The sequence below is a fragment of the Paracoccus aurantiacus genome (genome assembly GCF_007993065.1).
GTDB lineage: Bacteria > Pseudomonadota > Alphaproteobacteria > Rhodobacterales > Rhodobacteraceae > Paracoccus > Paracoccus aurantiacus.
This window is the reverse complement of record NZ_VOPL01000003.1, coordinates 150,874-164,727: the sequence shown is the minus strand read 5'-3', so window position 1 is coordinate 164,727 and position 13,854 is coordinate 150,874. Positions and strand designations below refer to the sequence as shown.

General features: G+C 64.1%; 19 protein-coding genes. 2 read left to right on the top strand and 17 right to left on the bottom strand.

What is annotated here, in order from left to right:
* Positions 1-62: 62 nt before the first annotated feature.
* The 12 genes from FQV27_RS09155 to FQV27_RS09100 form a co-directional block, all read right to left on the bottom strand.
* The gene (locus tag FQV27_RS09155; protein ID WP_080620480.1) at positions 63-707 is read right to left on the bottom strand and encodes an antitoxin of toxin-antitoxin stability system; all 645 of its coding nucleotides are present in this window, start codon (positions 705-707) and stop codon (positions 63-65) included.
* Positions 700-1,116, bottom strand: a complete 417-nt coding sequence (locus FQV27_RS09150) for a hypothetical protein (protein WP_080620479.1) — start codon at positions 1,114-1,116, stop codon at positions 700-702. The genes FQV27_RS09155 and FQV27_RS09150 overlap by 8 nt, the downstream gene beginning before the upstream one ends.
* A 60-nt stretch (positions 1,117-1,176) precedes the next feature.
* The gene (locus FQV27_RS09145) at positions 1,177-1,734 is read right to left on the bottom strand and encodes a hypothetical protein (protein ID WP_080620478.1); all 558 of its coding nucleotides are present in this window, start codon (positions 1,732-1,734) and stop codon (positions 1,177-1,179) included.
* 98 nt (positions 1,735-1,832) lie between these two features.
* Entirely contained in the window at positions 1,833-2,201 is a 369-nt protein-coding gene (locus tag FQV27_RS09140) for a thermonuclease family protein (RefSeq protein WP_080620477.1), read from the bottom strand.
* A gap of 175 nt (positions 2,202-2,376) precedes the next feature.
* Complete coding sequence (locus FQV27_RS09135; protein ID WP_164871400.1) at positions 2,377-2,541, bottom strand: hypothetical protein; 165 nt, start codon at positions 2,539-2,541, stop codon at positions 2,377-2,379.
* Positions 2,542-2,968: 427 nt separating this feature from the next.
* Complete coding sequence (locus FQV27_RS09130; RefSeq protein WP_080620475.1) at positions 2,969-3,268, bottom strand: hypothetical protein; 300 nt, start codon at positions 3,266-3,268, stop codon at positions 2,969-2,971.
* The gene (locus tag FQV27_RS09125; protein ID WP_080620474.1) at positions 3,265-3,594 is read right to left on the bottom strand and encodes a hypothetical protein; all 330 of its coding nucleotides are present in this window, start codon (positions 3,592-3,594) and stop codon (positions 3,265-3,267) included. Before FQV27_RS09125 ends, FQV27_RS09130 begins: the two co-directional genes overlap by 4 nt.
* A 94-nt stretch (positions 3,595-3,688) precedes the next feature.
* Positions 3,689-5,842 (bottom strand): ParB/RepB/Spo0J family partition protein, encoded by a 2,154-nt coding sequence (locus FQV27_RS09120; protein ID WP_080622746.1) that lies wholly within the window; start codon positions 5,840-5,842, stop codon positions 3,689-3,691.
* A gap of 137 nt (positions 5,843-5,979) precedes the next feature.
* Entirely contained in the window at positions 5,980-6,366 is a 387-nt protein-coding gene (locus FQV27_RS09115) for a hypothetical protein (protein WP_080620473.1), read from the bottom strand.
* A gap of 155 nt (positions 6,367-6,521) precedes the next feature.
* The gene (locus FQV27_RS09110) at positions 6,522-7,472 is read right to left on the bottom strand and encodes a hypothetical protein (protein WP_230382924.1); all 951 of its coding nucleotides are present in this window, start codon (positions 7,470-7,472) and stop codon (positions 6,522-6,524) included.
* Positions 7,469-8,422, bottom strand: a complete 954-nt coding sequence (locus FQV27_RS09105) for an ArdC family protein (protein WP_080620472.1) — start codon at positions 8,420-8,422, stop codon at positions 7,469-7,471. Before FQV27_RS09105 ends, FQV27_RS09110 begins: the two co-directional genes overlap by 4 nt.
* Positions 8,423-8,523: 101 nt before the next feature.
* Positions 8,524-8,991, bottom strand: coding sequence for a P-loop nucleotide/nucleoside kinase family protein (locus FQV27_RS09100; protein WP_080622744.1), 468 nt, complete (start codon positions 8,989-8,991; stop codon positions 8,524-8,526).
* 279 nt (positions 8,992-9,270) lie between these two features.
* Between FQV27_RS09100 and FQV27_RS09095 the strand changes: the two genes are divergently transcribed.
* A complete protein-coding gene (locus tag FQV27_RS09095; RefSeq protein WP_080622743.1) occupies positions 9,271-9,552 on the top strand; it encodes a metal-sensing transcriptional repressor in 282 nt (93 codons plus the stop codon).
* Positions 9,552-10,865, top strand: a complete 1,314-nt coding sequence (locus FQV27_RS09090; RefSeq protein ID WP_080620471.1) for an MFS transporter — start codon at positions 9,552-9,554, stop codon at positions 10,863-10,865. Before FQV27_RS09095 ends, FQV27_RS09090 begins: the two co-directional genes overlap by 1 nt.
* 11 nt (positions 10,866-10,876) lie before the next feature.
* On the opposite strand, the gene FQV27_RS09085 is transcribed toward FQV27_RS09090, so the two are convergent.
* From FQV27_RS09085 to FQV27_RS19145, 5 genes are all read right to left on the bottom strand, one after another.
* Entirely contained in the window at positions 10,877-11,308 is a 432-nt protein-coding gene (locus tag FQV27_RS09085; RefSeq protein ID WP_147097739.1) for a DUF5615 family PIN-like protein, read from the bottom strand.
* Positions 11,305-11,955: a DUF433 domain-containing protein gene (locus tag FQV27_RS09080; RefSeq protein WP_080620467.1), complete on the bottom strand. Its 651-nt coding sequence runs from the start codon at positions 11,953-11,955 to the stop codon at positions 11,305-11,307. Before FQV27_RS09080 ends, FQV27_RS09085 begins: the two co-directional genes overlap by 4 nt.
* 101 nt (positions 11,956-12,056) lie before the next feature.
* Positions 12,057-13,415, bottom strand: coding sequence for a tyrosine-type recombinase/integrase (locus FQV27_RS09075; RefSeq protein WP_080620466.1), 1,359 nt, complete (start codon positions 13,413-13,415; stop codon positions 12,057-12,059).
* Complete coding sequence (locus tag FQV27_RS18865) at positions 13,408-13,554, bottom strand: hypothetical protein (protein WP_155043630.1); 147 nt, start codon at positions 13,552-13,554, stop codon at positions 13,408-13,410. The genes FQV27_RS09075 and FQV27_RS18865 overlap by 8 nt, the downstream gene beginning before the upstream one ends.
* Entirely contained in the window at positions 13,551-13,787 is a 237-nt protein-coding gene (locus FQV27_RS19145; RefSeq protein ID WP_246133055.1) for a hypothetical protein, read from the bottom strand. Before FQV27_RS19145 ends, FQV27_RS18865 begins: the two co-directional genes overlap by 4 nt.
* Positions 13,788-13,854 lie beyond the last annotated feature (67 nt).

The window sequence follows — 13,854 nt, the reverse complement described above, 5'->3', positions numbered from 1 at the left end:
AAGCCGTGGCGTAAGCAGGCATGAAACAAGCGCCCGGCCGAGAGGCGGAGCGCTTGTCGGGGTCAGCCAAAACGGCGTCCGGCTTTGGTGAAGGTATATTCGTTGGCGGTGATGGTCTCATCCACCGCCTCACCCGAGGAGAGGTAGTCGTATTCGCGCTCAAGCTGGCGGTAGAGCCAACGGGCCAGATCGCGCAGCGCCTCAATCACGATCTCCTCGGCATCGGCGGTCATGTCCTGATATGTCTGGCTGTCGCGTTCGACGGAAATCGCCATGCAATACTCATGGTAGTAGCGACCACGATGGCTGGCCTCGGCGCGAAGCTGGTAGAAATTGCGTCGCTGGATTGCCTGAAGGGCATCGGCGATACCGTGCAGGGCCGTATCCTGCGGTGCATGGGATCGAATCTCGGCCGAGGCGTTCTTCCCATAGGAGTAGAACCCTTCCCAACAAGCGCCATCGCCTTGTGACCAGAAGCCTGAGAAGAAGATGCGCGGCTCCCGCCGCGAGCCGCCGCCATACAGGCGCACGGTGCGGGTCTTGAAGCGGATGCCGAGGATTTCCGCGATCCGCTGGAAATCCTCATAGACCGCATCATACCAGTCGTAGTCGAACCCGCCTTCGCGATACCAGGCGCGGGCCTTGTCCTTCGCCGTGTCGGAAAGCTCGTCGAGCCGATAGACCGTGGTTTCGATGATCTCAGGCATAGGGATCACCTCCGTCCAGGACGATCTCCAGCCAGCTGCCGCTATAGATCCAGTCCACGGTCTCGCCGGTGGCGAGATCGAGGGCATGCGCGCCACCACCGAAGGCGTTGACCCTGGCTTGCGAGCAGGCGGTCGCATACTGGAAGCCCCAGAGGCCCGACAGGCCGAACGCGGCCGCGCAGCGTTTTACGAACTGGATCACATGCTCGGGATCGCCGGTCTCATCGTCGCGCATCCAGAGCTGGGTGCCGCCATGCTCAGGCTGGATCGACAGAATGAATCCTTCCGAGGGAGGGTCTTCGGCAGCGTTTTCCTCTGAAAGTGCGTTGTAGAGGTCGAGCGCGCGGGCGGCGTTTTCCGGGGTGCCTACGTCGAGCAGGCAGGAGAAATGGGTGAAATAGTTAGCCATGTCGGACTCCTGAAACGAGAAAGCCCGGCGCGCGGCCGGGCGAAGATGTGGAAGAAGGTGTCAGGCGGCCTGGGGCAGATGGAGAAGCTCCGCCGCGGTCTCGCGCCAGTAGGGATCGACCAGTCGGGCCTCGAGCAGGCTGGCGCGATAACGATGATCGCGGGCTGCGCTGTGATCGACCCGACCGGAGGCGGCGAAGGCCAGCCCGCGCAAGCGGCTGGCTTCGGTGATGATGCGGCGGGCCTCCACGTCGGAGACGACGGGCTGCTGCCAGAGGACGATTCCTGCCCGGATCTCGCCACCGAGAACCAGGCCGAGATCGCCGTCCTGAATGACGACGATACGCGGGTGAAAGCGCAGCGTGTCGTCCGCGCTGACACGAATGTCGCCGCGCGCGACGCGCTGGCTGGCAAGGATCATGGCTTCTTCGGCGGATGCGGATTGACCGATGACGACCGTGCGGTCGAATTCATCGGCCTCGTCGAGGCCCTCGTAACCGGCCGTGCCCATGCAGGAGAGGCGCAACGGCAGCTTTTGGGCGTAGCGCAGCCGGGGCAACACCTCGCGCGTGATGACGTCGCCGACCAGGGTAAAACCGGGGTGGTGGGAAAGGGTCATGGGGTTTGCTCCACGACGGGCGGCGGAAGCCTCTCTTCCACCTGCAACCCGTCACGGCCAACCGACCCACCCTCTCACTCTCCTGTTGTCGGGGTGGATCAGCACCACGGTTCGCGGCGTCCCGCCCAGGTTCGGGCCAGTCCCTCGCTGACGAGAATGTCTCCGACGTCTCGTCCCTCGACGCGGATCGCCGCCAGGGTCCGGCCATAGCGGTCGGTTCCCTGGTGCAGGATTTCGATCCGCTGGCCTTTCAGAAGCTCGGCCAGCCTGATCTTCGATTGCAGCGCGAGGTCGGTTTCATACGCGCATTGCCCCTCGATCTCGGGGGCGTCGATGTTGAAGATCCGGACGGCCTCAGATTGCCGCGTCGTGCCCAAGCGAATGGAATCGCCGTCCCAGACGCGGATTTCGGCCGGTTCGCATGACGCCGTGCAGAGCAGAATGGAAACGACAATATGGCTGAGCATGGCGAATGGCTTTCATCTTGATGGAGCGAAATCGGCGTGATCGCCGACGGTTCTTTCCGATGCGGGTCGAGATCGCAATGCCGTCCGGCACGCAAGCGGCAATCGGCGGCGATTGTCGGGAGAAGGCCCGACTGCGCTTGGGCACCGGGCCTTGGGAGTGAGGCGCTTTCGCGCCTCAGCTCCACGGATCGAGTTCCAGCTTCACCATCTCCTCGTCGCCGTCGAACTCGTCGGCCGGCATGGCGGAGTGGGTTCCATCTCCGGCCTGAAACACGACGATGGAAACCATCAGCGTGGTGGCGAGGCTGGCGGCGAAGGCGGTGGCATCTGCATAGGACATGGGTTCCGGCTCCTGTCTTGGGAGGCGGGGGACCATCCCCCGCGCGACAGGCGCCCGAAGTGTCCGACCGGATCTGCAATCACCCTCGCGCGTTCGGCTCGTCCGAATCCGCGAGGGCGGCACGCTCGCGTAAGCCGACCCCTCGTGGGTTGATTGACAAAGAGACGGTCGGACCAAGGTTCGCGAATGGAAGCGGGGGTGGTGCTTCGCCTCTGACAGGATGCCGGGAATCCCGTCATAGATGCCCCGCCGCGCCAGCCTCGTTGCCGGGCTGATCTTCAGGATGTGTTTCAGGCTGGAGATGGAATCCGCTGTCCCGCTGCGAGAAGCTGACGGCGCAATGGTGACGCTGGACCTCGATCCGTCGCTGGCTGCGCGGCGATACCCCGATGGCCCGGTCTGCGCCAGGCACAGGCGTAAGGGCTGCTCAGTCCCATAGCCCATCGGCGATCTCGCGGGCGATAATTGCCCGAGCCTCCATCATCACGTCGTCGCCGGACGTGTCGATATGACCGTAGAACCGTGTCCGGGCGCCGTGCGCGCTCCAGTCCGCATAGCGGCAATATTCGCACCTATCGAGCCGGAAGGCGCGCATGTCCTCGGCCCAATGAGGCTTCGGCTCCACGAAGACGGTGACGCCGCCGCGCGTTTCCTCCCACGGAAGCGATCGCTCCATGGGAGGGTTGCGGCGGTCGTCAGCGAAGATTTCATCAACCGTCATGATCATGCGCCACCACCATCGGCGCTTGGAACGGGGCTGTCCGGATCGGTGGAATCAGGAGGATCGCGTTTGATTTCACACGCCTTCGTCCAAAAGAACTCGTCGCGCTCCAACATGCGCTCGAAATACACGTCGCCGATCTGGTCGTCGGGCGGCAGATCGTCATCGAAGGCGTCAGTCCACCATTCTTTGGCGATCTCTGTGCGCCAGTGCATCGCCTCTTCGCTGTCGAGAAAAGCGCGCACATCGGTTCCATAGCGATGTTCATAAAGGGCGACATGAACAGTCTGAGGAATGGGCTGGCCGGGGTTGGGATGGTTGTCGGATGGCATGATCCTGTCTCCTGAAAAAAAAGGCCCGGCCGGGGCCGAGCCTATATGGGGTGGGGAGTAAGCGGGGCGACCGAGACCGCCCCGCTGGTGCGCGTCACTCGGCGGCGACCAAGGCCACCGGATCGTCGGCGGCATCGGCCGCGTTCTCATCGTCACCGGCGAGGAAATCGGGCAACGCCATGCCATTCTCGTCCTGATCGGCTGAGCCATCCACGGCCTGCGCGTCCACGGTGGGGCGCAGCGGCTCCGGCAGCCAGCCGGTATCGGCCAGAAGCCGCTCGGCCTCCTTCGCCATGTCGCCCTTCTTGAGATGCGCGATGAGATCGGCCGCGCGATCGCCGGCGCCTTCACGCACCGCTTCGAGGATGCGAGTCTTGGTCACGCGGCCGAGGTAGTTCTCGACCGTGGGTTTCCAGCCGGCTTCGACAAGATCGAGGCCGGTGGCCTGCGCCAGCCGTTCGGCCTCGGCCATGCGGCGGTCGAGACCGTGCTGCGAGATGCCATTCCCCGAATAGGGGTTCGGCCGCTCATAGAGCGCGTTGACGCCGAAGCTGACGCAATGGGCGAGCAGCGCCAGGCGGCTGGCATCGTCGAGGCCGTCGATCCAGCCCCAGAGCCTGTCGTCATCACCGGAGGGAATGTCGCCCCGCCAGGCGTCCGCGCGTTCGTCGATCATCTTCGCGGCGGCACTGTCCGCGAGCCCGGTCGCATCGGCCGGGAGATAGATGTGACGCACGGCGGCATAAAGGCTCGTTCCCGAGGTGGACGTGCGCTCGAAGGTATCGAGAACCAGCTTGTGCAGCAGGGCCGTCATGGCGACGTGCGGATTCTCGGCGAGCGCATTGCGCAGCGCCAGCGTCCGCCATGCGGTCAGGTCCGTCACCAGCCGCTCGGGCAGCGGTTTGACAGCATCGTCCTCTTCCTCGTCGGCGTCCGGGACCGGCTCGCCGCCGACAGTGATGACGGCGCGCTGCACGGCATCAGGGTCGGACGGGTCCGCGCCCTCTCCGGCATCCTCGCCATCGACCGTCTCGGGTTGCTCATCCTCGCGGCGGACGTAGCCGCTGCTGACGATCAACTCGCCCTCGCGGCCGATACTGACGAAAACACCGGCACGGGCGATGTCTTCCGGCGCGAAGGTGACGGGCCGGTTCTCGAAGGCTTCCAGCTCGGCCTCGATCTCCCCGAGACGCTGATCGGCCTCATCGGGGAGGTCGTCGGCTTCGGCATACTTGGCTTCGAGTTCGTCATACTCGTCGCGCAGCGCCTCGCGCGTGGCGCGCTCCTCTTCGGTCAGTTCCTGGGTCACACCGGCCAGCTTGCGCAGGCCGTTGGTGTGGCCGTAGGGCAGCTCGACCGCCGCGTCGATCCACTTCCAGCCTTGACCGGCGATCTCGTCGGCAATGGCGCGCAGCTTCTCGTCGACCAGGCGGTCGAGGAGCGTGACGTCCTGCAACCAGCCGCCGTTTTCCTCGGAGAAGAGGTCGCGCAGCACCGGGCCGCCCGCTGTCTCATAGGCTTCGACGCCGATAAAGCGGGCGCGCTTATCGGCGGCCGGAACCGTGGTCTCGGTCAGCATATTGCGGATCTGCCAGGGCTCCTTCTGCCACGACGTGCTGATGCGCTCCCAGACCTGATGCTGGCGCTCGTGGTCGGGGTTGACGGTGAAGGCTTCCAGCATCGCCAGCGTCATCTCGTTGCGCGCATAGGCATCGTGTAGTGTCGGCGCGACGGTGGCGAGGCGCAGACGCTGCATGATGTAGCGCGGCGTGGTCCGCCAGGCGTCGGCGATCTCCTCCTTCGACATGCCCATGTCGAACATCCGCTTGAACGCCTTGAACTGGTCGAGCGGATGCAGGGCGAGGCGCAGCAGGTTCTCGGCCAGCGAGTCGTCGACGGCCGAGGTCTTGGCGTCGGCCTTCTTGACGATGCAAGGCACAAGCCCTTCGGCCGGGAAGCGACCGGCTTCCACAAGGCGCGCGATGGACCTGTAGCGGCGGCCGCCTGCGGGTGTCTCGAAATCGCCGGTCTCATTGCCGTCCTCGTCGAATACGGCGCGGACATTGAGACCTTGCACGAGATCTTCCCGCCGGTCGATGTCATGGGTCAGGTCGTCCAGGCCGGCCTCCACGTCGATCTCGCGGACGTTGCTATCCGACAGTCGGATGCGGTTGAACGGAATATCGCGCGCCCGCGAGAACTCGATCATCTGAAGGGCGGGCTTCTTTTTCTTGGCAGCTCGGGCCATGGTGGTCATCTCCGCGACGGGCGGTCGTGAGCCTCTCTCTCGACCTCCAACCCGTCACGAAGCGAAGCGCCGCCCTCTTACTCTAAGAGGGCAGCGCTGTCGCAAGGACACGGGCTATTCAGCTTTGGAACAGCTCGTCAGTCGGCCTCGGCAACATTCGCGTTCGGGTATTCCCGCCGGTCGAAGACCGTGGCGGGGCCATGATCAGCGTGTTGAAGGGCGCCCTCTATGAAGAAGTGCTGCGGATCGAACCCTTGGTAGAAGGCATCGACCGCGGCATCCTCATCCTCTGCTTCGACCTCCTGGACGAAGCAGACCCACATCGCCCGCCGCTGGCGGACGAAGTAGCGGTTCATGGCGGGGACGCACTCGAATACCTCGTTGATGTCGCCGTCCGTCGCGGCGGCTTCAAACTGCTCGACGGCATGATTCCGGTCCGCGGCCTTGCACAGCCAGAACTCGTTCTCGGCGCCATGGCAGATGAGGAAGGTTTTCAGGGGCGTGGGTGACTGAATAGCAGGCATCTGCGTTCTCCGTGGCGGGCCGCCGGGAGCCTCTCTCCCGGCACCCAACCCGCCACGACCCAAAGCGCCGCCCTCTGTCTCCAGAAGGGCGGCGCTGCGAGCCGGAAAATCGCAAAGCCGGAAATCCGGCTATGTGCATCGGCGAGTTTCAGCAGTCACACCCCGCACATGCCCTCGCATTCGTTCGGCCAGAGGTCGAGCTGGCCATGATCGGCGGCTGTCGAAAGATCGGCCAGATCGAGCGGGACGGCGGAACGGTGAAGATAGACCTCGCCGCGAATGCCCCGGAAGCCCGTGCGGATGGCGGCATCGACCGACACGGCATCGGTCCACCCTTCGGGATCGTGGTCACGCATATGCCGCCAATAGGCATTGGAATGGAACGGGCAGCCGATGCAGGCGCTCTTGGGCGGGAGAGGATAGCCATGCCGCTCCAGCCAGCGCAGGCAGTCCTGGCGGGTCATGCCCCGTTCGATCAGGGGCCAGCGGTTGACCTGCCAGTCCTCAAACGAGGGCTTCATGCGCAACGCCTCGTCGAGAGAAATCCCGATCCATTGCTCGGCGACTGGCGATCCGGGCGAGCGGCGCCCCGCAATGCCAAGGAGTTCGCGCACCTTCCGCCGGATTGGGGTGATCTTGTAGTCCTTGGTGCATTGGCGGCGGATCATGCCAATGCTGATCCGCTCACCTGCCAGGACGCGGGAACCGACAATGACGGGTTCGCCGTTCTCGTCTTCATCATAGACGGGTAGTTCAGTCCCAGCGGGCGCGACCGTGCGTGTGAAGGCGGGGATCGAGGCCCACCGCTCGCCGCGTGCGCCGGTGAGCAGATCGGCGCGGATATCCCCGGCCGAGACGATATGGATGGGGAATGGCAGGACATTCGGCGATCCCAGCCAGGCAAGATGCTCATAGACCGCGTTCGGCTCCCAGCCGGTGTCCGCGAAGATCGCGCAATCCGGCATCGGGCCGATCTCGCCATGGGCAGCCATGAGGGCGAGCGTGGTCGACTGGACGCCGGCGCCGAGGCTGAGGACACGCAGGCGGATCTCGGCCGCCTGCGCAGGATCGGGGATCGAGCCGGGAAAGGCGAGCGCGTTCATCATGCTGCCTCCCGCTCATCGTCGGCCGCACCGAGCCCGTCCGCATCTGGCAGGAAGGACAAAATCCAGTCGGCCGCTTTGCTCGCCTGCGAGGCAGCGCGGACGACGGCCCGGTTGTCCTCGCGCAGCACTTCGAGCCAGGAGGCGATGTAATCCGCATGGCGGACGGTCGGCACAATGCCGAGGGAGGCACAGCAGAAGGCGGCCGAGATTTCCGCCACCAGCTCCTCGAAAGCGTATTTCCTGGTGCCGAAGGAACCGGAAAAATCGCGGTTCAGCCGGGACGCATGGCCTGTCGCATGACCCAGCTCATGCAGGGCCGTCCGGTGCCAGTTGATCGGCTCGAAATAGGCTTGCGGCGGCGGAACGACCACATGGTCGAGGGCCGGGACGTAGTAGGCGCGGTCGCCGCCGATGCGGAAGTCGATGCCGGTCGCCTTGATGAGCGCCTCGACCCTCGGCTCGACCAGTCCGGATGGCGGAGGCGGCATGGCCACGGCAATGTCCTCGGGCAGGCCCTCGCACTGCGCGGTGTTGAACACCGTGAACCGCTTCAGGAACGGGATCTTCCCCGGTTCCTCGCCGGTCTCTCGCGCCCGCCGCTTCTCGTCCTCGGGCGTGAAGCGATCGGCATAGACGACGGTTGTGCCGCACTCGCCCTTGCGGACATTGCCGCCGAGCGAAAGCGCCTGGCGGAAGGTGAGCCAGCCCTGTCCGGGGAAGCCGTGCTGGACGACGGCGCCCCACAGGATGAGGATATTGATGCCGCTATAGGCGCGGCCGGTGCTGGCGTTCTGCGGCAGGCCGAGCGGGGCCTGGGCCGTGGCCTTGCCCCAGGGCTGGACCCAAGGAAAGCGCCCGGCCTCAAGCTCGGCGATGATCTTGTCGGTGATCTCGTCGTAAAGGTTCGCCCGATCCGCGCCGGAACGGGGGGTATGGTCGTATCTGGACATCGCGGTTCTCCGCGACGGGCGCCGGAGACCTCTTCTCCAGCCCTCAACCCGTCACGGCAAACCCCGTCTGCACTCTCACTCTAAAGCGGCGCTGCCGCCGATCACGGCGGCGCGGTGCCGTGCCCAACCGCAAGTTCGTCCGTGGTCGGCGGTTCGAACATCTTCGACCAAGCGAGAAGATCGTTCGGATCGACAGCCGCATCGGCAGGCGCATCGCGGTTGCGGGCGATGATCCGACGCTGCAACTCCTCGACGGGGACGTCGAGATAGTGAAGCCGGGTCTCGCAGCCGAGCGACTGCGCAACCGCCCGGTAGGAATCGCGCTCCTCTCTTGACCAGAAGCCGTTCTCCAGAATGACGTCGTTTCCGGCGGCCAGAAGGCGTTGGGCCAGACGCCATTGCAACTGCTCGACACGCGCGCGGCCGCCCTCGTCGTAGAGCTGGAATCCGAGCGTGGACATCCATTCATCGGGAGAGAGGCGAAGCCCCTTTCCCTGATTCTCAAGCTGCCGTGCCAATGTGGTCTTGCCCGAGCCGGGAAGCCCACAGATGAGATGAAGTATAGGCATTGGGACAGTGTATCGCGAGGCGAGCGCGTCCACCACATCACTGAGTCCGGCTGAGACCTACCCAGGGGGCGTTGCGGGGTCTCCCCGCAGAAGGGGGTGTGCCGGCAACGCAGTGCCGGCCAGGGGGAAGGCTTTCCCCCGCAAGAACCGACAACCGCAAAAGCGTAGAAGTGCAAGTAAGCAATACCTGACTTCACCTGCCGCTATAGCCAAACGAGCAACCTGCTTTCGACGTTCGACCATCTTGGTATATCCCCTACAGGGGGATAGGATATGACGATGACCAAGCCATCCCAAACTCACCAATCCCACCCGGAGATCGTCAAGCGGCTGAAGCGCGCCGATGGTCATCTTCGCGGCGTCATCGAGATGATCGAGGGCGGGCGGCCGTGCCTCGACATCGCCCAGCAGCTCCATGCCGTCGAGAAGGCTATCGCCCAGGCCAAGAAGACACTGATTCAGGATCACCTCGACCATTGCCTCGAAGAAGTGGTCGGGCCGCTCGGGCGTGATCGGCGGCAGTCGATCGACGAGTTCAAGGAAATAGCGAAGTATCTGTGATGTTGGCGATCCTCGAAAACCGGACCTATCGCCACCTCTTTCTGGCACAGGTCATCGCACTGGTGGGAACCGGCCTTGCGACGGTGGCGCTGGGCCTGCTGGCTTTCGAACTGGCGGGGGCGGAGGCCGGCGCGGTGCTGGGGACCGCGCTCGCCATCAAGATGATCGCCTATGTCGGTGTCGCGCCGGTCGCATCGGCATTCGCCGAGCGTGTGCCGCGGCGCGCCATGCTGGTGGCGCTCGATCTCGTCCGCGCCGCCGTTGCCGTTTTCCTGCCTTTCGTCACCGAGATTTGGCAGGTCTATGTTCTGATCTTCGTGCTGCAATCGGCCTCGGCCGCCTTCACGCCGACCTTCCAGGCGACGATCCCCGACATCCTGCCGGACGAGAAGGAATACACGCGCGCGCTGTCGCTCTCCCGGCTGGCCTACGATCTGGAAAGCGTCGTCAGTCCGATGCTGGCGGCGGCACTTCTCGCCTTCATCTCGTTCCATAGCCTATTCGCCGGCACGGTGATCGGCTTCCTCGTCTCGGCGGCTCTGGTGATCTCGGTCGTCCTGCCGAGTCCGAAACCGTCGAAACCTCGTGGTATCTACGACCGCACGACGCGCGGCATCCGCATCTATCTGGCGACGCCGCGCCTGCGCGGGCTGCTGGCGATCAACCTCGCAGTCGCCTCGGCGGGCGCGCTGGTGATCGTGAATACGGTCGTTTACGTGCAGGCTGTCTATGGCCTCGACAACCAGGCGATGGCCCTGGCCCTCGCGGCGTTCGGTGGCGGCTCGATGGTCGCGGCGCTTGCGCTGCCGAAGCTGCTGGACTCGATTCCAGATCGAACGGCGATGCTCGGTGGCGCATCGCTGCTGGCGGTGGGAACACTGGCGGCGGCGGCGCTGCCGGGCTACGGCTGGCTGTTGCCGCTGTGGTTCCTGCTCGGTGTCGGCTATTCCACGGCACAGACGCCATCCGGCCGGCTGCTCCGGCGCTCGGCCAATCCCGAAGACCGGCCGGCGCTGTTCGCCGCGCAGTTCGCGCTTTCCCATGCCTGCTGGCTGATCGCCTATCCGCTTGCCGGGTGGGCCGGCGCGACGCTCGGCCTGCCGATGACGGCGATCATTCTGGCCGCGCTGGCCGCTGTCGCGATCGGCATCGGCTTCGCCGTCTGGCCTGCCGACGATCCAGAGGTGCTTGAACACGGTCATGCCGATCTGTCGGCCGACCATCCGCATCTCGCAGAAGCTGGGCATGGTCGACGCCATGCCCATGCCTATGTGATCGACGACATGCACGCGGCTTGGCCGCGTGAGCGCTGATCGCGCTCCCGTCAGGTTCTCTGGTCCGGCTCCGAGGGGAGCGCATATCGGATAACACGCAGATGGTCATCGTCCTCCAGCGTGACTTCAAGCACCTGGTTCACAAGGTCTGGATCGGCGTCAAGTTCGAGCAGGGCTTGCTCGAACAACTCCAACTGGAGGGCTCGCGTCATACCCTCGGGGCCATTGAGGCAGACCAGGCCGGCATGCAGATCGACACGGGCATATTGCCCTTTCTCGCCGGGGCGCGAGGCTGCGCCCCGGAAATCGACGGAATTGCGGGTCACGAAGGTCCAGTCGTCCTCGATGATGAGGGGGATGAGATCCCAGTCCTTCGCGCCCGAGCGGCCCAGCCAGACGACATGGGACGATTCCCCATGCCCCCTCTGGTGAGCCAGCTCGGTCAGCTTCGGGCTGAGGCATTCGTCGATCAGGAACTTCATCCGGCTCGCCTGCGCGGCACGCGATGATCCGAGAGGATGCGCGCACCTTCGGGCAGTCTGGCGATGAGCGGCTTCGGCCGTCCGCGAAGGGGGTTGGCCTCCGCATAGAGCGCGGCCAATTCCAGCCTGTCCTCGGTCAGAGACGGATAATCCTCAAGGATCTCCTTGGCGGGGACGCCCGCCGCCAATGCGGCCGCGACGTCGTGAACCGGAACGCGCGTGCCGCTGATGACCGGGGTGCCGCCCATGATGTCATCGGAGATGGTGACCACCTCGCGCGCGGCGTCCAGCCGTTCCAGCCGTGCGACGGAACGCTCGAAGAAGGGCAGAAGGTCGATGGTCAGGAAGTCGTGGCGAACGGTCCAGTCGGCTTTCAGCATGGCCTCGGTGGCTGCGCGGTTCCAGCGCCGCAACCGTGGCTCGGCGGAGCGGATGGCGAACAGGCGTTCCTCCGAGGTCAGCCGTTTGGCGCTCTCGAAATAGAAGGCGATCAGGGTGCAGGCGGCCCCTAGCACGAAACGTCCGTTTTCGACCGAGACCAGCGTTTCGGGCAGGATGCGCTCGTCGATGACGCGATTGACATCGCGCAGGCTGACGCGGGCGACCACGGCCGCCTCCGTGGCCTTCAGCATTTCAGTCGCGGGCATGGACGCCTCCAACCAATAAATCTTCCGATGTGTCGGAATATATATTGGAGGCGCCCCAATTTCAAGGCTGACCCACGATCCGCCAGCCGTTTCCGCCATCCTCAAGCCGCCAGAGGCTGCGCCACGTCGGCGGTTCTGTCGTCGTTGCCTGCTGCCTTCTGAAGGAAGCGCGCGAGCGACGTCTTCCGGGAGTCCCGATCCAGCGCGTAGGCGGTCTGCTTGAACTCGATGCCATCGAGCAGGCCCTGAATGTAGCCAGCAATCGTGTCGGCCGCCATGATGAGGGCCGTGTCGACGGTGTGGATGTAATTGCTCGTGACAGACCCCTTGGCGTGACCGACGAGAGCGGCGATGGTGATCTCCGTGAACCCGAGATCATTCGCTATGCTCGCGAAGCTATGGCGAAGAACGTGGGGAGTGACATCGGCAAGCGGGGAGTCCGTGAAGATCTTCTTCCAGTGATTGGGGAAGCTGCCGAACGCTCTGTCCTCATCACGGCCGGGAAACACATAAGTGCCGATACGCGACTTGGCGCGCTCTTCCAGATACTCCACGACAGGCAGCCCGATGGGCCGAATGGAATAGCCTTCCTTGCTGTCTTCAAGGCGCAGGCAACTGGCTTGGGCGTCAACTTCGCTCCAGCTTAGCCCGATCATTTCCGATCGGCGGCAACCCGTCATGGTGATCTGGCGGATGATCTCGACGGTCATGGCATAATTCTCGTTCTGCGCTGCTTTGCGCAGCAAGACACCAAGTAGGCGATACTCCGCCTCGGACAGCCGACGCTTGCGGACGTTATCCTTCGGTTTCTTGATGCCATGCGCCGGGTTCCGCTCGATGATCCCAGCATCGACGGCATAGGTAAGAATACCGCCGAGAAGGCTGACGGTTCGAGCGGCAGTCCCAGGACCGCCGCGGACAATGGCCCTGCCTCTAAGCTTATCGGTCTTGACCGAAATCCGAGTTTTACCCGCCATGACGTCTTTGAGGAGCTTGTTGACGTCGGATTTGGTCAAGTCACGCACCCGCCGACTGCCCAAGAGCGGGATGATGTGCCGGTTGATCCGCCCGGTATCGGTCACAATCGTGCTGTGCTTCTTTGGACGGCCGCCTTTCCCCATGATGAGACCGGCGTTCATGTCATTCAGATAAAGAGTGCAGAGTTCCTTGACCGACATGGACTTGCGATCGAGCTGCTTTTCCTCGGCCGGGTCTTCGCCGCGCGCGATCCTGCCAAGTTGGACCTTGGCCTCCTGGCGGGCCAGTTCTGGCGTCCAGATACCATGCAGGCCGATGGTGTAGCGCCGCGACCGTCCTCCCTGGCGATACTGGATCACATAGCTGCGCTTGCCTGATGTGAAGACACGAAGCCCGAAACCGGGTAGCTCATCGTCCCAGATCACGTAATCACTGCGACGGCTTTCCGCCGCATCGACGACGCGTTTTGTAAGTTTAGCCATGGACTTCCTCCGTCACATGCCCGAAAACCCGCGTAAGCACCACGTAAGCAGCAGGGCGAAAACCGTGGCGAACAGAAGGATAGGCTTGTCGGCGAAGGAAATCAAATTCCTTTTTATTTACAGTAACATAGCGCATCATGGCGTGCCCCTTTCGGTAATCGACGGAGCTAGTCGTAATCCCTCCGAAGGCAGAGGCCAGAGGTTCGAATCCTCTCGGGTGCGCCATTTTCTCGAGAAAATCAGACCTCTTTTCGTGTTGTCCACGAACAGCGCCGTCGCGCCCATGCCTGCGGTGGAATAATTGTCGAGCAGAACTTCGCCGCCCCGCGCGTCGAAGTCCAGCGTCCGGCCATTGGCGAAGGCAATCTGCACCCGTCCGGGCCCTGGGTCGCCGAGCGGCTGGCGGCCATCAAGGAGTTCATCGCGACGAATGCCGATG